Consider the following 17,584-nt stretch of genomic DNA (forward strand, 5'->3'; position numbering starts at 1 on the left):
AACTGATGAAGATCGATCTGAATTCCGATATGGGCGAAGGATTTGGTCCCTACCGGCTGTGCGACGACGAAGCGATGATGAAAATCGTCTCGTCGGCCAATATCGCCTGCGGTTTCCACGGCGGCGACCCGGATACGATGGGGCGCATGGTGCGGTTGGCGAAACAGAACGGCGTCGGCATCGGCGCCCATCCCGGCCTGCCCGACCGGCTAGGCTTCGGCCGGCGCGAAATACCGTTTTCGGCGGACGAGCTTCGCCAGCAGATGCTCTACCAGCTCGGCGCGTTGATGGCGATCGCCAGAGCCGAGCGGGTCACCGTCTCGCATATCAGCTTCCACGCAGCCATGGGCAACATGGTCAACCGCGACCCCGTGCTTGCCGACTTGATGATGGATGCGATCGCCACCGTCGACGCCAATCTTGTCGTCTTCGTCACGTCGGGCAGCGAGATCGAGCGGGCGGCCAAACGTGCCCGCCTGAAGACGCTAGCGCTTTTCCTTGCCGACCGGGCCTATGACGCCGAGGGTAGACTTGTCGCCCGTGGGCTCACCGGCGCCCTCGTCAAGGACGAAGCCGCAGTCCGCGCCCGCGTACGACAATTCCTCCTCGAAGGAACAGTCACGACGATCGATGGCGCCGTGATCGCGATGCCGGCGCGCTCCATTCTCGTCCACAGCGACACGCCCGGCGCGCTGGAGCTTGCCGGCATCGTACGCGGCGAGATCGAAGCCACGGGTGCTGCGCTCGCGCCCGCCGCCGAACTCGCAGACTAGAACAGGATGATTTTAGGCCGCTTGGCCTAAAATCTAAATCCCGTTCTAGATTAAATAGTTAGAGCATGATGTCGTCCGAAAACCGCCCACACTTTTCGGCATCATGCTCTGACGTAATCCCGATCGCCTGCGGCGATCACCCATTCCCATCCCTCATCGAAGGACCATGTCGATGTCCATCAAAGCCGACCGCCTGAAAAACGTCTCCATCTCCGCATCCGCCGCCATGACCCAGCGCGCCAGGGAACTGGCCGCCAAGGGCATCAAGGTCGTCAGCCTCTCATCCGGCGAGCCGGATTTCCCCACGCCGGCGCATGCGATCGAGGCGGCCCATGCGGCGGCACTTGCCGGCGATACGAAATACCCGCCGATGGACGGCACGCCGGCGCTGAAAGCCGCGATCATCCGGAAGTTCAAGCGCGACAATAATCTCGACTACGATGCCAGCCAGATCGTCGTCTCGGGCGGCGGCAAGCAGGTGATCTTCAATGCCATGCTGGCAACCTGCAATCCGGGCGACGAGGTCGTCATTCCCACGCCCTCCTGGGTCAGCTATGCCGACATCGTCAAATTCGCCGGCGGCGTCCCGGTGGCGGTCCCCTGCCACGAAGAGACCGGCTTCAAATTGCGTGCAGAGGATCTGGAGGCGGCGATCACGCCGCGCACCAAATGGCTCTTCCTGAATTTCCCGAACAATCCGACCGGGGCAGCCTGCTCCCGGGCGGAGATGGCCGCCATCGCCGAGGTCATGCTGCGCCATCCCAATGTCTGGATCATGACCGACGACATCTACGAGCACCTTGTTTATGACGACTTCCAGTTCTGCACGATCGCGGAAGTCGAGCCGAGATTGTACGATCGCGTCCTGACGATGAACGGCGTCTCCAAGGCCTATGCGATGACCGGCTGGCGGCTCGGTTTTTGCGCCGGGCCGAAAGACCTGATCTCGGCCGTCAGCAACGTCAACGGCCAGAATGGCGGCGGCATCGCCACACTCACGCAGGCCGCGGCAACCGCGGCCCTCGACGGACCTCAGGATCTCTTGAAGGAGCGTGCGGCGATCTACAAGGAACGACGCGATTTCGTCCTCGGCAAATTGTCCGAGGTGGAAGGACTGCGCTGCCACAAGCCCGAAGGCGCCTTCTATATCTATCCCAACATATCGGGGCTGATCGGCAAGACCAGCAAGGGCGGCCGCAAAATCGAGACCGATGTCGATTTCGTCATGGCGCTCGTCGAGGAGCATCACGTCGCGACCGTGCAAGGTGCTGCTTACGGAATGAGCCCCTTCTTCCGCATTTCCTATGCAACCAGCATGGAAAAACTCGGCGAAGGCTGCGCCCGCATCGCCGAGTTCTGCAAGGATATGCGCTGACCGGGCAGCCGTTAACCCTTCAGCCGCGCCGTCAGTTCGAGAAGAATATCTCGGACGGCAAGCGCCGGTTCCGACAGCGGGTTCTGGTCGGAAACGCAAAGCGACAGGGTTTCCTCGATCCGCGGCGAGACGAGCCGGCAGATCAGCGGCTCGCTCGATTCCGAGACGATGCGGTCGGCGATGGCTTTCGGCATGACGGTCGCGCCGAGACCGCTGCCGACCGCGCGGGCGAGCGTGCGGACGATTTCGACCTCCGCCACGACCTTCAGATTGGTGCGGGTGCGGGTGAAGGCGGTATCGACGGCGCGGCGGACGAAATTATAAGCCGGCGGCAAGAGCAGCGGTATTCCGTCAAGCGCGTTGACGGATACGGGTTTCGCGTCCGCTTCAATGGCAAAGTCGCGATGGGCGACCAGGAAAAACTCTTCGCTGAGGATCGGCTCGAACCGCACGCCCTTGATCGGCCCGGTGCCATGCAGAAGCGCCATCTCCAGCCGGCCGTTCATGATCATCTGGCTATAGGTCTGGCCGACGCTTTCGGTCAGATGTAAGAGAATGCCGGGATGGCGTTTGCGGGTTTCCGCCAGCAGGTCGACCGAGAGGGTCGCCGCGCTGCTGAACGGCACGAGACCGACGGACACGCGCCCGGCCAGCGAATTGCCGGCAGCCGATGCATCGGCCTGCGCCTGCTCCATCTGCCTCAGGATAATCTGCGCATGGCGATATACCGCGTGTCCGGCATCCGTCATGCTGACGCCCTGCTGGCTGCGGATCAGCAGCTTGTGGCCGAAATGCTCTTCCAGCGCCGCCAGCTGCTGGCTCAGAGCCGGTTGGGCGATATGCAAAAGATCCGCCGCTCGCGTGATGCTGCCGCTGTCGACGATCACGATGAAAGATTTGAGGCGTCTGATGTCCATGGGGATCGGGGTACCGTTCTGATCTGCGAAGGACATGTTTGCAGACGCGCCTTGCTTTTGCAACGCGAGGCGGCCCGAGACGAGGCTGCGAGGCAATGCCGGGGCAGCCGCTTTCTCTTCTTCTGCAGGCCGCACCTACTCCATAACCGTTGCTTATTGCTCCAGAGATAATCGGTCTTAGGCAAGGGGTTAAAGCTTCGCTACTGTCTCTGACAACAACAAGGGAACGACAATGCCATTCTCCGACTACAAGACCGCACTGGTGACCGGCGCCTCCTCCGGGATCGGCGCAGCCGTGGTTGAGCGGCTGCGTCGGGAGAACATTGAAGTCCATGCCGTTGCCCGCAGCGCCGAGGCGCTGCAGCAACTGGCCGAGCGTACGGGCTGCATCGCCCACGCTATCGATGTGACCGATCGGCCGGCGATCGCCGAGCTCGCGCGTCGGGTGGAATTCGACATTCTCGTCAACAATGCCGGCGTCGACCGGCCGAAGAAGTTTCTGGAAGCCGACGAGGGCGATATCGATCTCCTCGTCGACGTCAATCTCCGGGCGGTCCTGCATCTCTGCCGCCTGGTCGTGCCGGGCATGGTGGCGCGCGACCGCGGCCATGTCATCAACATCTCGTCGATCGCCGGCGCCTATAATTTCGGCGGCAATTCATCCTATCACGCCACCAAGGCAGGCGTGAGCATGCTGTCCAACCAGCTGCGCATCGACGCTTTCGGCAAGCGGGTGCGGGTCACGGAAATCTGCCCCGGCCGGGTCGCCACGGATATTTTCAATCACGTCCACGGCAATGATCCCAGCATTCGCGAACGGTTCATCGACGGATTCGAACTGCCGCAAGCCACCGATATCGCCGACGCGATCGCCTTCGCCATATCGGCTCCCGTCGCCGTCAACATCGGACATATGGAAATTACGCCGACACTGCAGGTGATGGGCGGTCTGCAGACCGCAAGACCGCAGCCGAAGACAGATCCATCCGGGGAGCCAACTCCGTGAGCGGTTTCGACCTTTCGGCAATCCTGGGAAATCCCGAATATGCCGCCATGCTGCTGCATGGCATCGAGATGACCTTCATCATCTATGCCGGGTCCTGGACGCTGGCGATGACGCTGGCACTGCTGCTGCTCGGCATACGCCTGTCGCCCTTTCGCTTCGGCGATCCGTTGGTCGCCGCTTACGTATCCTATCACCGCAACGTCCCGACTCTGGTGCAGCTGATGCTGTGGTATTTCGGGATTTTCACCCTGATGCCGAACGGCGTCGCGACATGGCTCGCCAGCCATAATGCCGAGGCGATCTTCGCGGTGATCGGACTCGGGCTCTGCCAGGCTGCCTATTTCAGCGAAGATCTTCGTTCGGGCGTGCGCTCGGTCGGTCCCGGCCAGATGCAGGCCGCCCGTGCGCTGGGCCATGGCTACGTCTCGGCGATGCGTTTCGTCATCATGCCGCAGGGCGTGCGCAACGCGCTGCCGCCGCTGATCAATCACAGCGTCTCCCTGTTCAAGAACAGCAGTCTCGCCGTCGTCATCGGCGCGTCGGAACTGACGCATGCCGTCAAGGAAATCGAAAACCTCAGCTTCCGCACCTTCGAGATCTACCTGATCGGCACGGTTCTTTACCTCTTCTTCTCGCTCGTGATCATGAGCATCGGCGCCTATCTGTCGATGCGCGCCGATCCTGCCAGGAGTGCGCGCGCATGATCCAGGACATGATCGCCATCGTCCGCGACTACTGGCTGCTGCTCTTGATCGGCCAATACCCGAACGGGCCGCTCGGCGGGCTCGCCAATACGCTGATCCTCTCGGCGCTCAGCATCATTCTCGCTTTTCCGGCCAGCATCCTCTTCGCAATGGCGCGGCTCTCCAAGTCGCGGCTGCTGCGCTGGCCGGTGACGGCACTCGTCTATTTCACCAGGGGCGTGCCGCTCCTGATGCTCATCCTGTGGAGCTATTTCCTGGTGCCGCTCCTGACCGGTGCCGATGTTCCGAGCTTCGTCACCATGCTGACGACGCTGGTGGTTTATCAGAGCGCGTTTCTCAGCGAAGTCGTCCGTGCGGGCATCGTGGCGCTCGGACCGGGCCAGATGGATGCGGCGCGGGCGCTCGGCCACGGCTATATGGGCGCGATGCGCTTCGTCATCCTGCCGCAGGCGCTCTACAACATGATCCCGAGCATTCTCTCCACCTTCGTCTCGACGATCAAGGACACGACGCTCGGCTATGTGATCAACGTGCCGGACCTGACCTTCGCGGCAAGCCAGGTCAACAACCAGCTCCTGACGCAGCCCTTCCAGGTCTTCCTCATCCTGGCGATCGTCTACTTCATCATCTGCTGGACGCTCACCTACTTCGCAAATCGCCTCGAGCGACGCATTACGCGGCGGCGTGCCGGACTGTCCGGTCTTCCCGCCGCCTCCGTAGTCACGCCGTCGAAAATCGTATCGGAGCAGCTATGACAATGTCGGTTTCAGCACAGGAATCGCAGACGATCCGGCTTTCGCAGGTCTGCAAGAGCTATGGCGACTATCCGGTCCTGAAGGATATCGATGCGCAGGTGGCGCGCGGCGAGGTCGTGGTCATCTGCGGCCCGTCCGGCTCGGGAAAATCGACGCTGATCCGCACGATCAATCGCCTCGAGGAGATCAACAGCGGGTCGATTACGCTCGACGGGCAAAACATTCATGCCGCCATGCGGGCTGGGGAACTCAACGCGATGCGCAGCCGGATCGGCTTCGTCTTCCAGAACTTCAACCTGTTTCCGCATCTTTCGGTCGCCGAAAACGTATCGATGTCGCCGATCCGGGTGAAGGGCGTGGCGCCCGACGTCGCGCACGAAAAGGCTCTCAAGCTCCTCGATCGTGTCGGCCTCGCCGACAAGGCCCGGGCCTATCCCGGTCAGTTGTCGGGCGGCCAGCAGCAGCGGGTGGCAATCGCCCGTGCTCTCGCCATGGAACCGCCGGTGATGCTGTTCGACGAACCGACGAGCGCGCTCGATCCCGAGATGGTCGGCGAAGTGCTGGCGGTGATGAAGAGCCTGGCGTCCGAAGGCATGACCATGCTCTGCGTCACCCACGAAATGGGTTTTGCCCGCGATGTCGCGGATCGGATCTGGTTCATCGATGCCGGCCAGATCATCGAAATGGCGACCCCCGAGGAATTCTTCAGCAATCCGCGCCATCCCCGGGCTCAGCGTTTCCTCGCTGATCTCAGGCACTGATACCAACCACCAAAAACAAAGGAGAACAGCAATGAACTGGAAATACCTGACCCTCACCGCCGCATTTGCCGGCCTGGCGGCCGCCGTGCCGGCAAAGGCCGATCAGCTCGACACCATCATGTCGGCGAAAACCCTGCGCTGCGCGACATTTGCCGACGTTCCCCCTTTCGCTTCTCCCGATCCGAAGACCCGCGAAATGGCCGGCTTCGACGTCGATCTCTGCGGTGCCATCGCCAAGGAATTGGGCGTCAAGGCGGAGATCAAGCCGGTTTCGGTCGAGGCCCGCGTGCCTGAAGTCAAGCTCGGCCGCGTCGACATCACCGTTGCCAACCTCGCCTATACGCTGAGCCGCGCCGAACAGATCCAGTTCAGCGATCCCTATTATCTTGCCAAGGAAATGCTGATCGTGCCGGCGGACGATGCCGGCAAGACGAAGGCCGATTTTGCCGGCCAGCGCATCGCCTCGACCAAGGGCTCGACCTCGGAAATGTCGATCAAGCTCAACAAATCAGACCCGCTGACCTTCCAGGACACGGCTTCCGCCTATCTCGCCGTTCAGCAGGGCAAGGCGCGCGGCATGGTCGCCAACACCATGACGACGACCAAGTTCGTCAATGAATCGAAGAGCAAGGGCAAGCCGATGCGGATGATCGAGGAGCCGATGCTCTATCAGCCGATCGGCATCGGCATGGCCAAGGATCAGCCGGCGCTGACCGCCAAGGTCAACGAGATCCTGCACAAGCTCGACGAGTCCGGCGAGATCAACAAGATCTGGGACAAGTGGCTCGGCCCGAACACCGAATACAAGATGACCCGCACCGACAAGGTCGTGCCGCTTGCGCAGCTGAAGTTCGACCCGATCCCGTAGGCCAACCGGTCTCGGAACCTCCCGATGACAATCAACCGAGATAAGACGGCGGGATATGCCCGCCGTCTACCAACGATGTGAGGCATCCATGATTCATATAAAAGACATCGCTGAACGGCCCAGCAAAGCTGACATCGAGGCCGTTTCCAAATTTTCGCCCGCGACCATCCACGAAGCCCAGGGGCGTCGCGGCGCGCTCTCCTCCCGCCTCAAGCCGGTCGACTACCGCATGAAACTGTGCGGCCCGGCATTCACCGTGAAATGCGCGCCGCGCGACAACATCATGCTGCAGCTGGCCATCAACTACGCCAAGCCCGGCGATATCATCGTCGTCTCTGCCGGCGAATACGAAGAGGCCGGATCCTTCGGCGACGTGCTTGCCAATGCCTGCCTCGCCAAGGGCATCGGCGGCCTGGTCACCGATACCGGCGTGCGCGACACCCTGCAGCTGAGAGAACTCGGTTTCCCGGTCTTCTCGCTCAGCGTCTGCATCAAGGGCACGGTGAAGGAAACCATCGCGGCGGTGAACGACACGATCATCGTCGGCGGCGAAATCATCCATCCCGGCGACATCATCGTCGGCGATGCCGACGGGCTGGTGGTCGTCCGCAGGCAGGAAGCGCAAGAAGCCGCACGGCTCTCGCAGGCCCGCGAAGATGCCGAGGCCGGCTATGTCGCCGCCTACAAGGCGGGAAAATCGGTCATCGAGGTCAGCAATCTGGAAGCGGTGCTGAAAGCCAAGGGCCTCGTCGTCGATATCTGAGACGCTCCCTGACAGCTGGGGCGTCAGACCGGCTGGCGGATCGGACCTCGCGGTCTTCCGGCAAAGGCTTCCTGCGAGCAGAAAATCGATATGGACACTATTATGGACACATGTTCTATAAAGTGGACAGATTCGACGGGGCGCGCCATGCATCTTTCCATGTGGACTTATCCCTGGGACATCCAGGACCAGGGGCTCGACGCCTTTGCTGCCGAGCTTGCCGGCCGGGCGGGCCTGACAGCGGTCAGCCTGGCGACCTCCTATCATGCCGGCCGGTTCCTGCAGCCGCGCAGCCCGCAGCAGAAGGCCTACTTTCCCGAGGACGGGACGGTCTATTTCCGGCCGGATGAAAGCCTCTGGCAGGACAAGCCGATCCGGCCGCTGATGGCGGGAAATGTCGCCGAGCGCGGCGACATGCTCGAAGCGCTCGTTGGAGAACGTGAGACGACCGGTCTCAAGGTCTCCTGCTGGACGGTCTGCCTGCACAACAGCCGCCTCGGCATGCTGCATCCCGACCACGTGACGCGCAACGCCTTCGGCAATGCCAACTATTATAATCTCTGCCCCTCCAGCCCGGCGGCGCGGGACTATGCCGTCACCCTCGTGCGCGACATCACGGTGAATTACCGGCCCGACATGGTGGAGCTCGAGAGCCCGAACTTCATGGGCTTCGCACATGAATACCATCACGAGAAAGACGGCGTCGGCCTGAATGCCGAGGACGATTTCCTGCTGTCGCTCTGCTTCTGCGACCATTGCACGGCACGCGCCGCAAAGGCCGGCGTGCCGGTCGAAGGTGCGCGCCGGTCGGTCGCGCGCTTCATCGCCGAACTCTGCGAACGGGCAGTGCCGGAACGGCAATTCCCGGACTTTCCGGCAGCCGGCGTCGAGGCCTTCCGCGACCATCCCGATCTCCATGCCTATCTCGCCTGGCGCAGCGAACCGGTGACCAGCCTGATCGGCGAGATCAAGGCGGCCGCCGATCCGGCGACCCGCATTGTGCTGATCGACCTGAAGGACGGCTGGCTCGGCGGCGTCGATCTCTCAGCCGTCGGTAAACTCTGCGACGGCGCCATCCTCTGCTGCTACGATATGGCGCCCGATGCCGTCGGCGATGTCATCCGCACCGGCCGGGCGGCAATCGGGCCGGACAAATTCCTCGGGGTCGGCCTGCGCGTCTTCTATCCCGAAGTCAGTGCGCCCGCGGTGCTGGCGGCCCGCGCCAGGGCCGCCGTCGATGCCGGCGCCGACGGCGTGAACTTCTACAATTACGGTCTCATCCCGGCCAAGCGCCTCGACTGGGTCAAGGCAGCGGTCGACGCCATCACTTGACGCGATCGGTGCTTCTCACGATGCGATAGGTTCGGCGACCTGGATCAGGCAGTCGCCGGCTTGGCTGTCGCAATGCAGCCGGCGGGAAATGACGATGCCGCTCTCGGCAAAACGCAGATCTTCCTCCGGCTGTTCCAGGCGTTCCAGATCATGATACCATCCGGCCAGGTCGCCGGCGGCAACGGTGGCGCCGAGGGCTGCGGCCGGCTCGAACCAGCCTCTGCGGTTGGCATAGATGCCCTGGCTGTGCCGGGATAGCGACAGCAGTTGCAACGGCCCGGGCTCGGGAAGCGGTCGACGCGACAGAACCGGACGTTCGATGATACCGAGTGTGACGAGCAGCCGGTCGATCGCCGCCGCGGTGAAATCCATCGTCTCGGGCGTGACGGTGCCGCCACCGCCGAATTCGCCGGAAAGTCCGATGATCCCCGCCCGTGCCGCGGCGCCCATCGATGTCGGCGCCGTCGGCCCGTTATCGGCAATGAAGGCATGTGCCGCGCCCATGGCGCGCATCAGCGAGATGGACCGTTCGAAGCGGGCGGCATCGGCCTGCCGCTCGATCAGCGTGCAAGGCAGGTGCGCCATCGACGTGCCGCCCGAATGCAGGTCGAGCACGGCGTCATGGCGGGACAAGAGTTCGTGCTCGAGGAAATGCGCCATCCGCGCCGTCGGCGACCCCATGGGATCGCCGGGAAAGGCCCGGTTGAGATTGCCGCCGTCGAAAGGCGAGCAGCGTTTGGCCGCCATCACCGCCGGCAGGTTCGCCATCGGCAGGATGGTGACGGCGCCGCGGATGTCGGCGACCTCCAGCAGCCGCATCAGCCGGCCGAGCTGCAGTTCGCCTTCATATTCATCGCCATGATTGCCGGCCATCAGTAGCAAGGACGGTCCCTCGCCATTCTGCAGGCGAAGGATCGGAATACGGATCTGATGATAGGGCGAACGGTCGATCGAATAGGGAATGGCGAGGTGGCCGGCCTGCCGGCCCTCGCGCGAAAAGTCGATCGGGTTGATGAGGCCGCTGTGCATGATCTCTCCAGTGCCGGCGGTTGCCGTGCCGTTTAGAGCGCCGCGACCGCGGTCATTTCGACGCGCAGATCGGGATCGGCGAGGCGTGCTTCGGTGCAGGCGCGAGCCGGCGGATTGTCGATGTCGATCCAGCTGTCGTAGACGCCGTTCATCGCCTCGAAATCGGTAATTGCCGGCAGGAAGACGTCGACGGCGAGGAGGCGCGAGCGGTCCGTGCCGGCTTCCTTCAAAAGGGTGTCGATCTTGGCGAGCACATCGCGGGTTTGCTCCTCGATGCCAGCCTTGCGATTTTCCGCGACCTGGCCGGCAATATAGACGAGACCGCCATAGCTGACGGCCTGGCTCATACGCGAGCCCTTCTGGTAACGCTGGATCATAAGCGGGTTTTCCTTTTCTTGCTTTTGGAGGGAGAGGTCAGCCGAAGCTGGTGAGATAGGCCGCCGTCACCACGTGGTCCGGATCGAGGCCGTAGAGGATGGCATGCCGGTCGAGGCAGGTGCAGGGGTGCGAGATGCCATACTCGATGACGTCGCCGACCGAAACGTCGCTGCACTCGGCAAGGGCGACGAAGGCGTGCTGATCGTTGAGGCGAAAAACTTCGGCGCCCCCGAGGTCGGCAAAATGCACGCCATTGCGATAGATGGCCAACGGCCGCGGCAGGCCCTGGTCCATCGCTACGTCACGCATGCCCATGCCTGAGATCGCAAGCCGCGGCTCCGGCCGGGAGAGAACCTCGGCCCAGACCCGCAGCGCCGGCCGGAAACCGGCCGCCGCCGAAACCGTCTTGCCGGCGATGCGCAAGCCGCCGCGCGCATCGAGGCCGGCAAGGCCGCGCTCGTAGATGCCGTGATCGTGGAAGAAGATCGCGCCACTGCGCAGCACCAGCCGGCAGGTGGGATCGGCCGCGACGGCGGGTGAAAGTCGCGCCACCACGACGTCGAAAAAGACCGAACCGCCCGCCGTGACGAGAAGCGGACGCTCCTGGCCGATGCGGGCGCGTATCTTCGGCAGAAAATCCGATGTCATCGCCATCAAAGCGTCGATGCGAAGCATCGTCTCATCAGCGTTACCGGTTGCGGCCGCACCCTCATAGGCGGCGATGCCGGTCAGCCGGAAGGCCGGCGTCTCCACCGCCAGGATCGCGTCGAGAATTGCCGCCGCGGTTTCGGCGCTGCGAATACCGGCGCGGCCGGCACCGAACTCCAGCAGCAGGCCGAGAGGCGGCAAATCCGAGCGCTCCTGCCAGGCGGAGCGAAGCGCCGCAACGAGCGCCGTCGAATCCACGAAGACATGCAATTCCACGTCGGGATAATGGCCGAGCAGAGCCGCAAGCCGGCGGGCGGCGGCGATCCCGCCGATCTCGTTGGCGAGGATCAACCGGCGCTGTCCCGCCTTGAGCAGCACGGCTGCCTGGCGGATGTCGGCAACCGTCGTGCCCCAGGCGCCGGCCGAAAGAAGCGCGTCCGACAGCGCCGTCGACATCGGGGTCTTGGCGTGCGGTGCGATTTCGGCGCCATGGCTTTTGACATAGGCCATCATCAGGTCGACATTACAGGCGAAGGCCTGCCGGTCGAGCGAGATCAGCGGCAGGGCCATCCTGCCGTCATAAGGTCTCCATCCCTGTTGGCCGATCTCCGCAAGCGGCAGCGGCGGGTGGCCTGGTGGGAAGCCGCGCACCCGCTCGTCGATCAGCCCATTTTCCGCTGCGGCATGAAGGTCAGACATGGCGGCCTCTCCCGATCCCGGCCGGATCGGCCAAACCGAGGCGATAGGTGTCGTTGGCGGTGGCAAAGAACAAAGCCCGTTGTTCGTCGTAAGAGAGCCGCGAGGCGACCGCGCGAAAAACCTGATAGACCTCGTCGAACGACGCATGCAGGCCCGCGACCGGAAAGTCGCTCGCAAACATCGAACGTTCAGGACCGAAACAATCGAGGCAATGCTCGATCACCGGCCGCAGGCTTTCGAGCGTCCACGCATGGTCATAGGCAACGAGATCGGAAATCTTCACGCGCACGTTGGGCGCGCCGCCGAGCGCCCGCAGGCCGCGGTGCCAGAGCGCTATGCCGTCCTTCGTCCGGTCGGCAGGGCTGCCGCCGTGGTTGAGCACGAAAAGCGTTTCGGGAAAGGCCTGCACCAGATCGAGCGCCTCGACCATCTGCCAGGGATAGAGCATCAGGTCGAAGACCAGCCCGAGCTGCGTGGCATGGGCAAGCCCCGCCCGCCAGGCGGGATCGCCCATGCGATCCGGGCGCGGTGCAAAACGCTTCGCCGCATCGGGATGCCAGCTCAGAATATCGCGGATACCGACGACGTTGGGATTTTCAGCTTCGGCTTCGAGCAGGCGCCGGGCATCCGGCCCGTCGAGGGGAACGCGGGCGACATAACGGCGCGCCACGCCGGAGCTGCGGTCGAGGCCATCCAGCCAGCGGCTCTCTTCCAGCGGGTAGGCAACGGACCAGCCGGCCTCCACATGCACCGTCGCAACCACGTTCTGGCGCGCGGCGTCGGCGCGATAATCGTCGATGCCGTAGTCGCGCAGGATCGGCGCCAGGCTGCCGAACACCATCTCCTCGCCGGATGTCCGCGCCTTCTGAAGCCAGGGGTGGCGTTGCAGCTTGAGGTCCCAGAGATGATGGTGCGGGTCGATCACCGGCCCGTCATAGCGCTCCGTCATCGGCGCGCCTCGCGGCCGGAAACGAGCAGCAGGGCAAGGATCAGCGTGCCGAACATGATCGACCGCCAGCCTGGCGAGGCATTGACGACGGTGATCAGCGCCGTTGTGGTGACGAGCAGGATCGCCCCGGGAATGGTCCCGGCATAGGTGCCGCGACCGCCGAGGATCGAGGTGCCGCCCAGCACGACGGCGGCGATCGAGGTCAAGAGATAGGGGTCGCCGATGCCGACATAGCCCTGCCGGTTCATGCCGAGCACGAGAATACCGGCAAGACCGGCGAAAAAACCCGACAGGGTATGGGCGACCAGCGTGTTGCGGGTGACGCTGACGCCGGACAGCCGGGCCGCCAGCGGGTTTGCCCCGAGCGCCAGGAAACGGGCGCCGATCGGCATGCGGTGGACGAGCAGCAGGACGACGATTGCGACGACGAGCCACAGCAGGATACCCGAGGGAATGCCGAACGGCCGCGCCTGCCCGAGCAGGATCACCGCCGGATTGCTGACGGTGACCGCGCTGCCGCCGGCGACGATGACGAGCAGGCCCTGCAGGAAGGTCGCCATGGCAAGCGTCATGATGATCGGCGGCACACGAAGATAGGCAGCACCCGCGCCGTTCATCAGGCCGATGCCGGTGGCGATGGCAAGCGCCGCCGCGATGCCGGCGAGGCCGGTCGGGTCCCAGGCCGGCGAAATCAACGGCAGCAGGATCGCCGTGACGGTGATCACAGCACCGACCGACAGATCGATGCCGCCCATCAGGATGACGAGCGTCTGCCCGGCGGCGACAATGCCGATCACTGCGGCGAGTTCGAGCAGATAGCGCAGGTGGCCATAGGCGCCGAAACCGCGCAGCATGACGCTTGCGACGATCCAGACGAGCGCGACCAGAAGCAAGGTCAGCAGCGGCGGATTGCGGAAGGCGGACCTGATCATATTCATCGCCTTGCCCTCCATTGCCCGAGAAGTTCCGGAACGGCGACTGCGCCGACGATGATCAGCCCCTGCGCGACATATTGCGCGACCGGCGGAAAACCGAGGAAGAACATGACGTTGATCATGACAGAGAGCAGCAGGCTGCCGCAGATCGCCCCGCGCATCGTGCCCTTGCCGCCGAGAAAACCCACGCCGCCGAGCACGGCGGCGGCGATCGAGTTCAGTGTGAAGGGCGTGCCGATCACCGGATCCCCCGAGCCGGTCTGCGCCGCGACGAAAAGGCCGGTCAGCGTTGCAAGCAGACCGGAGAGCGCAAAGGCTGCGACCTTTACCCGTTCGACCGGGACACCGGAGCGAAATGCGCCGACCGGATTGTCGCCGGCCGCATAGATGCCGAGGCCGAGCGGCGTGGCGAGAAAGACCTTCCAGAGCACGAGGATCACGACGAGCAGCAGGAAGGCGACGGGCGTGTGGCCGGCAAGCGCCGTCGACAGCCAGTCGGGAATGAACCCGCCCGGCCGCGGCAGCAGAATGAGCGCCACCCCGCCGATGATGAAGGAGCCGGCAAGCGTGACGATGATCGCCGGCAATCTGAGATGCGTGACAATCGCGCCGATGACGGCGCCGATCGCAAGGCCGGCGAGTGCGACCGCAAGAATACCGCCCGGCACGCCGAGCGCCCCTTGCATCGTCGTCGCCGCGATCACCGCGCCAAGGCTGACGAGCGGGCCGATCGCCAGCGTGATGCCGCCATTCAGCATCAGCAGCGCCTGCGCCATGGTGACGAGCGCGAGCGGGAACCAGTTCTGCGTGAACTTGGAGAAGCCGCCGATCGAAAGGATGCCGGGAAAGAGCAGCGCATAGAGGATGAGAAAGGCGGCGACGACCAGATAGAGGCCGGCAAGGCCGCGGTTGCGGCGGAGCTGGATCGAGCCGTAGAGCCGGGGTGACGAAATCGTGCTCATGCCGCCTCTCCCTGCGTCGCGGCTGTTATGCCCATGGCCGCGCCGACGATCGCCCCTTCGCTGATGGCATCCTGCGAGAGTGTTGCCGCGATGCGCCCCTCGCGCAGAACCACGACGCGGTCGCAGAGATGCACGAGCTCCGGCGTATCGGAACTGGCGAGAATGACGAGCCGCCCCTCGGCGGCAAAGGCGCGCAGCATCAGATAGATCTCCCGTTTGGTCTCGATGTCGACACCGCGCGTCGGGTCGTTGAGCAACAGCACCGACGGATCGAGCGGCAGCCATTTGGCGAGCGCCACCTTCTGCTGGTTGCCGCCGGACAGCGCCTGCACCGGACGAGCGGTATCACCCTTGATCGTCAGCCGGCGTGCGAGATCGGCGACCAGGCCGCTTTCTGTCAGCCGGTCGCGAAAGCCCTTGCGAGCGAGCCGGCCGAGCGAGGGAAGGGTGAGATTGGAGGCGATGGAGTGGGACAGCACCAGCCCCTCGTGCTTGCGGTCGGCCGGGACATAGACGATACCGGCGGCATTCGCCGCACCGACATTAGCCGGCAGGCCTGACTTGCCGGATACTTCCGCACGGGCGGCCGAGGCTGGAATCGCACCGTAGAGGCCGAGCAGCAGGTCTTCCTGGCCTTGCCCGACGAGCCCGCCGATGCCGACGATCTCGCCGGCGCGGGCGGAAAAGCCGATGTCGCGCACCATGCCGGCGGAGAAACCCTCGACGCTGATGCGTGTTTCGCCGGGCTTCGTAGCGGCGCGCGGCGGGAACAGGTCGCCGGTCTCGCGGCCGACCATCAGCCGCACCAGGCCCTCGCCGTCGATGCCCGACAACGACTGGTCGGCGGTGACCAAGCCGTCTTTCAGCACCGTGACATGCGAGCAGAGCGCCTGCACCTCGTTCAGGCGGTGGGAAATATAGAGAAGGGCGGTGCCGCGCCCCTTGAGCGTTTCGATCAGGCGAGCAAGGATGCCGGCTTCGTGGGCGGAAAGCGACGAGGTCGGCTCGTCCAGGATCAGCACGCGCGGCTTGCGGAACAGCGCCTTGGCGATCTCCACCATCTGACGGCGGCCGAGCGCGAGATCGGCGACCGGCATGTCGAGCGGTTCGGTGAGCCCGACCATGTCGCAGACCTCACGCACGCCGCGGTGAAGCGCTCTGTAATCGATGAGGCCGAACCGGCGCGGAAAGGCGCCGGTTCCGATGTTTTCGGCAATCGACAGGCTGGCCGTCAGGCTGAGTTCCTGCTGAACCACGGCGATGCCGGCCGAACGCGCCGCCGCCGGACTGAAACGCCCGACGGGCCTGCCGTCGACGAGGATGGACCCGCTGTCCGGGTGGAGCGCGCCGGACAGAAGATTGATCAGCGTCGACTTGCCGGCGCCGTTTTCACCGAGCAGGGCGTGAACCCTGCCCGGCAGAAGGGCAATGTCGACGCCCTTCAAAACGGGATTGCCGAAAAATCCCTTGAACACCTGCCGGGCTTCCAGCAGGGGCCGTTCTTCCGTCATGACGGTTTCCTCAGCCCGAGACTACTTAGGTGGATTACTTGGCAAGCAGCTTGTCGAAGAGCGCCTGGTCGTAATCCGAGTAGATATAGCCGTCAGCCGGGAACTTGTCGGCGCGGGCGAGGTAGCTGCCGATGGTGCTGTCGTCGATAACGGGCAGCGGCACCTTGACGAAAGCGGGCACGTCCTTGCCTTGCAGCGCCTGCACGGCGGTATAGACGGAAAGCGCGCCGAGCCAGTTGGGCTGCATCGTCGCCCAGCCCTTCAGGCCCTTCTCCTTCCAGAGTTCCAGGAACTGCCTGGCGTTTTCGCCTGTTGTCGGCACCTGGTCGCGGCCCTGGCGCTCGAAGGCGAGGACGGAGCCGGCCGACAGCGCGCCGCCGAGCGACAGAACGCCGTCGATTTCGGGGTTGGCGAAGAGCAGGCTGGTCATCGCTTCCTGTGCCGGCGCGACGTTATATTCGGTGTTCGTCTCGGTGATCACCTGGAGACCCGGATTGGCATCGAGGACCGGCTGGGCGCCCTTGCGGCGGTCGTCGCTCACCGAAATGCCGGCCGGGCCGTTCATGATGATGATCTTGCCCTTGCCGCCAAGCTGGGCGACCATCCATTTGGCTGCGGTTGCACCCCATTGACTGGAATCGGTGTTGATCTTCGCCGTCACCTTGTCGGTGTTGACGAGGCTGTCGAAATTGACGACCGCGATACCCTTGTCGCAGGCATCCGATATGACGCGGTCGAGCGCGTTGGAGGAGCCGGCGATGACGACGATGGCGTCGACATTGGCGTCGATCATCGACTGGATATGCTGGATCTGCGTCTGGGCATTGCCCTGCGCGTCCGTGATCATCAGGTTTTTCACCAGGCCCGCCTTCTTCAGCTCCTCCACCTCAGCGCTGATGGTGCCTTCGGTCTGCTTCATCCAGGTCGGTACCGAGTAGATGTTCGCCCAGCCGATCGTGTAGGGCGCTTTCCTGTCGCCCTTGATGCAATTGGCAGCGGCCGAGGCCGTGCCCGCGGAAAAGACGAGGAGGGCCGCGGCGGCGGCGGCGCCGGCAAGAAGGCGGCGGCGCAGTGAAGCGGAAATGCTGCTGTCAAAATTCTTCATGTCGATCCCCTTTTTTGTGCGGCAGCCTTGAAGGCTTGCCATCAATGTCCAATATAATGTACATATGATCCGTATACCGGACGAAGTGATCTTATGCCGATTTTTCAGCCTCGC

General features: G+C 63.9%; 18 protein-coding genes. 9 read left to right on the plus strand and 9 right to left on the minus strand.

The features are described 5' to 3' along the window. The first annotated feature begins 5 nt into the window (after nucleotides 1–5). Both CO666_RS10470 and CO666_RS10475 read left to right on the plus strand, forming a co-directional pair. Nucleotides 6–773 (plus strand): 5-oxoprolinase subunit PxpA, encoded by a 768-nt coding sequence (locus tag CO666_RS10470; RefSeq protein ID WP_097612006.1) that lies wholly within the window; start codon nucleotides 6–8, stop codon nucleotides 771–773. Between the two features lie 172 nt (nucleotides 774–945). Further along, entirely contained in the window at nucleotides 946–2,148 is a 1,203-nt protein-coding gene (locus CO666_RS10475) for a pyridoxal phosphate-dependent aminotransferase (RefSeq protein ID WP_097612236.1), read from the plus strand. Nucleotides 2,149–2,159: 11 nt separating this feature from the next. Here the strand turns inward: CO666_RS10475 and nac are convergent, their stop codons facing one another. Beyond that, on the minus strand, nucleotides 2,160–3,065 hold the full coding sequence (gene nac / locus CO666_RS10480) for a nitrogen assimilation transcriptional regulator NAC (RefSeq protein ID WP_097612234.1): 906 nt from the start codon (nucleotides 3,063–3,065) through the stop codon (nucleotides 2,160–2,162). Nucleotides 3,066–3,297: 232 nt separating this feature from the next. Here nac and CO666_RS10485 point away from each other — a divergent pair, with 232 nt between their 5' ends. From CO666_RS10485 to CO666_RS10515, 7 genes are all read left to right on the plus strand, one after another. Then, on the plus strand, nucleotides 3,298–4,071 hold the full coding sequence (locus tag CO666_RS10485; protein ID WP_097612007.1) for an SDR family oxidoreductase: 774 nt from the start codon (nucleotides 3,298–3,300) through the stop codon (nucleotides 4,069–4,071). Then, nucleotides 4,068–4,775 (plus strand): amino acid ABC transporter permease, encoded by a 708-nt coding sequence (locus CO666_RS10490; RefSeq protein WP_097612008.1) that lies wholly within the window; start codon nucleotides 4,068–4,070, stop codon nucleotides 4,773–4,775. The genes CO666_RS10485 and CO666_RS10490 overlap by 4 nt, the downstream gene beginning before the upstream one ends. After that, nucleotides 4,772–5,530, plus strand: coding sequence for an amino acid ABC transporter permease (locus tag CO666_RS10495; protein ID WP_097612009.1), 759 nt, complete (start codon nucleotides 4,772–4,774; stop codon nucleotides 5,528–5,530). The genes CO666_RS10490 and CO666_RS10495 overlap by 4 nt, the downstream gene beginning before the upstream one ends. Then, the gene (locus tag CO666_RS10500) at nucleotides 5,527–6,291 is read left to right on the plus strand and encodes an amino acid ABC transporter ATP-binding protein (protein WP_097612010.1); all 765 of its coding nucleotides are present in this window, start codon (nucleotides 5,527–5,529) and stop codon (nucleotides 6,289–6,291) included. The genes CO666_RS10495 and CO666_RS10500 overlap by 4 nt, the downstream gene beginning before the upstream one ends. Before the next feature lie 31 nt (nucleotides 6,292–6,322). Continuing rightward, nucleotides 6,323–7,159 (plus strand): ABC transporter substrate-binding protein, encoded by an 837-nt coding sequence (locus tag CO666_RS10505; protein WP_097612011.1) that lies wholly within the window; start codon nucleotides 6,323–6,325, stop codon nucleotides 7,157–7,159. An 88-nt stretch (nucleotides 7,160–7,247) separates the two neighbouring features. After that, a complete protein-coding gene (locus tag CO666_RS10510; RefSeq protein WP_097612012.1) occupies nucleotides 7,248–7,922 on the plus strand; it encodes a 4-carboxy-4-hydroxy-2-oxoadipate aldolase/oxaloacetate decarboxylase in 675 nt (224 codons plus the stop codon). A 147-nt stretch (nucleotides 7,923–8,069) separates the two neighbouring features. Further along, the gene (locus CO666_RS10515) at nucleotides 8,070–9,254 is read left to right on the plus strand and encodes a hypothetical protein (RefSeq protein ID WP_097612013.1); all 1,185 of its coding nucleotides are present in this window, start codon (nucleotides 8,070–8,072) and stop codon (nucleotides 9,252–9,254) included. A gap of 15 nt (nucleotides 9,255–9,269) precedes the next feature. On the opposite strand, the gene CO666_RS10520 is transcribed toward CO666_RS10515, so the two are convergent. The 8 genes from CO666_RS10520 to CO666_RS10555 are packed head-to-tail and all read right to left on the minus strand — an operon-like array spanning nucleotide 9,270 to nucleotide 17,470. Continuing rightward, nucleotides 9,270–10,283 carry a succinylglutamate desuccinylase/aspartoacylase family protein gene (locus CO666_RS10520; RefSeq protein ID WP_097612014.1) on the minus strand — a complete coding sequence of 338 codons (1,014 nt, stop codon included), beginning with the start codon at nucleotides 10,281–10,283 and terminating at the stop codon, nucleotides 9,270–9,272. A gap of 32 nt (nucleotides 10,284–10,315) precedes the next feature. Further along, entirely contained in the window at nucleotides 10,316–10,660 is a 345-nt protein-coding gene (locus tag CO666_RS10525) for a RidA family protein (RefSeq protein ID WP_097612015.1), read from the minus strand. 37 nt (nucleotides 10,661–10,697) lie between these two features. Next, nucleotides 10,698–12,008 carry an alanine racemase gene (locus tag CO666_RS10530; RefSeq protein WP_097612016.1) on the minus strand — a complete coding sequence of 437 codons (1,311 nt, stop codon included), beginning with the start codon at nucleotides 12,006–12,008 and terminating at the stop codon, nucleotides 10,698–10,700. Continuing rightward, on the minus strand, nucleotides 12,001–12,957 hold the full coding sequence (locus CO666_RS10535; RefSeq protein ID WP_097612017.1) for an amidohydrolase family protein: 957 nt from the start codon (nucleotides 12,955–12,957) through the stop codon (nucleotides 12,001–12,003). The genes CO666_RS10530 and CO666_RS10535 overlap by 8 nt, the downstream gene beginning before the upstream one ends. After that, complete coding sequence (locus tag CO666_RS10540) at nucleotides 12,954–13,895, minus strand: ABC transporter permease (RefSeq protein WP_097612241.1); 942 nt, start codon at nucleotides 13,893–13,895, stop codon at nucleotides 12,954–12,956. Before CO666_RS10540 ends, CO666_RS10535 begins: the two co-directional genes overlap by 4 nt. After that, nucleotides 13,892–14,854 (minus strand): ABC transporter permease, encoded by a 963-nt coding sequence (locus CO666_RS10545; protein ID WP_097612018.1) that lies wholly within the window; start codon nucleotides 14,852–14,854, stop codon nucleotides 13,892–13,894. The genes CO666_RS10540 and CO666_RS10545 overlap by 4 nt, the downstream gene beginning before the upstream one ends. Continuing rightward, on the minus strand, nucleotides 14,851–16,365 hold the full coding sequence (locus CO666_RS10550) for a sugar ABC transporter ATP-binding protein (RefSeq protein ID WP_097612019.1): 1,515 nt from the start codon (nucleotides 16,363–16,365) through the stop codon (nucleotides 14,851–14,853). The genes CO666_RS10545 and CO666_RS10550 overlap by 4 nt, the downstream gene beginning before the upstream one ends. A gap of 34 nt (nucleotides 16,366–16,399) precedes the next feature. Further along, nucleotides 16,400–17,470, minus strand: coding sequence for an ABC transporter substrate-binding protein (locus CO666_RS10555; protein ID WP_097612238.1), 1,071 nt, complete (start codon nucleotides 17,468–17,470; stop codon nucleotides 16,400–16,402). Nucleotides 17,471–17,584 lie beyond the last annotated feature (114 nt).

This window comes from Rhizobium chutanense, from assembly GCF_002531935.1.
Taxonomy (GTDB): domain Bacteria; phylum Pseudomonadota; class Alphaproteobacteria; order Rhizobiales; family Rhizobiaceae; genus Rhizobium; species Rhizobium chutanense.

Excerpts from the sequence above, each read along its gene's own strand:
- CO666_RS10470 (WP_097612006.1), top strand. The coding sequence starts at position 6 with ATGAAGATCGATCTGAATTCCGATATGGGCGAAGGATTTGGTCCCTAC.
- CO666_RS10475 (WP_097612236.1), top strand. The coding sequence starts at position 946 with ATGTCCATCAAAGCCGACCGCCTGAAAAACGTCTCCATCTCCGCATCC.
- nac (WP_097612234.1), bottom strand. The coding sequence starts at position 3,065 with ATGGACATCAGACGCCTCAAATCTTTCATCGTGATCGTCGACAGCGGC.
- CO666_RS10485 (WP_097612007.1), top strand. The coding sequence starts at position 3,298 with ATGCCATTCTCCGACTACAAGACCGCACTGGTGACCGGCGCCTCCTCC.
- CO666_RS10495 (WP_097612009.1), top strand. The coding sequence starts at position 4,772 with ATGATCCAGGACATGATCGCCATCGTCCGCGACTACTGGCTGCTGCTC.
- CO666_RS10500 (WP_097612010.1), top strand. The coding sequence starts at position 5,527 with ATGACAATGTCGGTTTCAGCACAGGAATCGCAGACGATCCGGCTTTCG.
- CO666_RS10505 (WP_097612011.1), top strand. The coding sequence starts at position 6,323 with ATGAACTGGAAATACCTGACCCTCACCGCCGCATTTGCCGGCCTGGCG.
- CO666_RS10510 (WP_097612012.1), top strand. The coding sequence starts at position 7,248 with ATGATTCATATAAAAGACATCGCTGAACGGCCCAGCAAAGCTGACATC.
- CO666_RS10515 (WP_097612013.1), top strand. The coding sequence starts at position 8,070 with ATGCATCTTTCCATGTGGACTTATCCCTGGGACATCCAGGACCAGGGG.
- CO666_RS10520 (WP_097612014.1), bottom strand. The coding sequence starts at position 10,283 with ATGCACAGCGGCCTCATCAACCCGATCGACTTTTCGCGCGAGGGCCGG.
- CO666_RS10525 (WP_097612015.1), bottom strand. The coding sequence starts at position 10,660 with ATGATCCAGCGTTACCAGAAGGGCTCGCGTATGAGCCAGGCCGTCAGC.
- CO666_RS10530 (WP_097612016.1), bottom strand. The coding sequence starts at position 12,008 with ATGTCTGACCTTCATGCCGCAGCGGAAAATGGGCTGATCGACGAGCGG.
- CO666_RS10535 (WP_097612017.1), bottom strand. The coding sequence starts at position 12,957 with ATGACGGAGCGCTATGACGGGCCGGTGATCGACCCGCACCATCATCTC.
- CO666_RS10540 (WP_097612241.1), bottom strand. The coding sequence starts at position 13,895 with ATGAATATGATCAGGTCCGCCTTCCGCAATCCGCCGCTGCTGACCTTG.
- CO666_RS10545 (WP_097612018.1), bottom strand. The coding sequence starts at position 14,854 with ATGAGCACGATTTCGTCACCCCGGCTCTACGGCTCGATCCAGCTCCGC.
- CO666_RS10550 (WP_097612019.1), bottom strand. The coding sequence starts at position 16,365 with ATGACGGAAGAACGGCCCCTGCTGGAAGCCCGGCAGGTGTTCAAGGGA.
- CO666_RS10555 (WP_097612238.1), bottom strand. The coding sequence starts at position 17,470 with ATGAAGAATTTTGACAGCAGCATTTCCGCTTCACTGCGCCGCCGCCTT.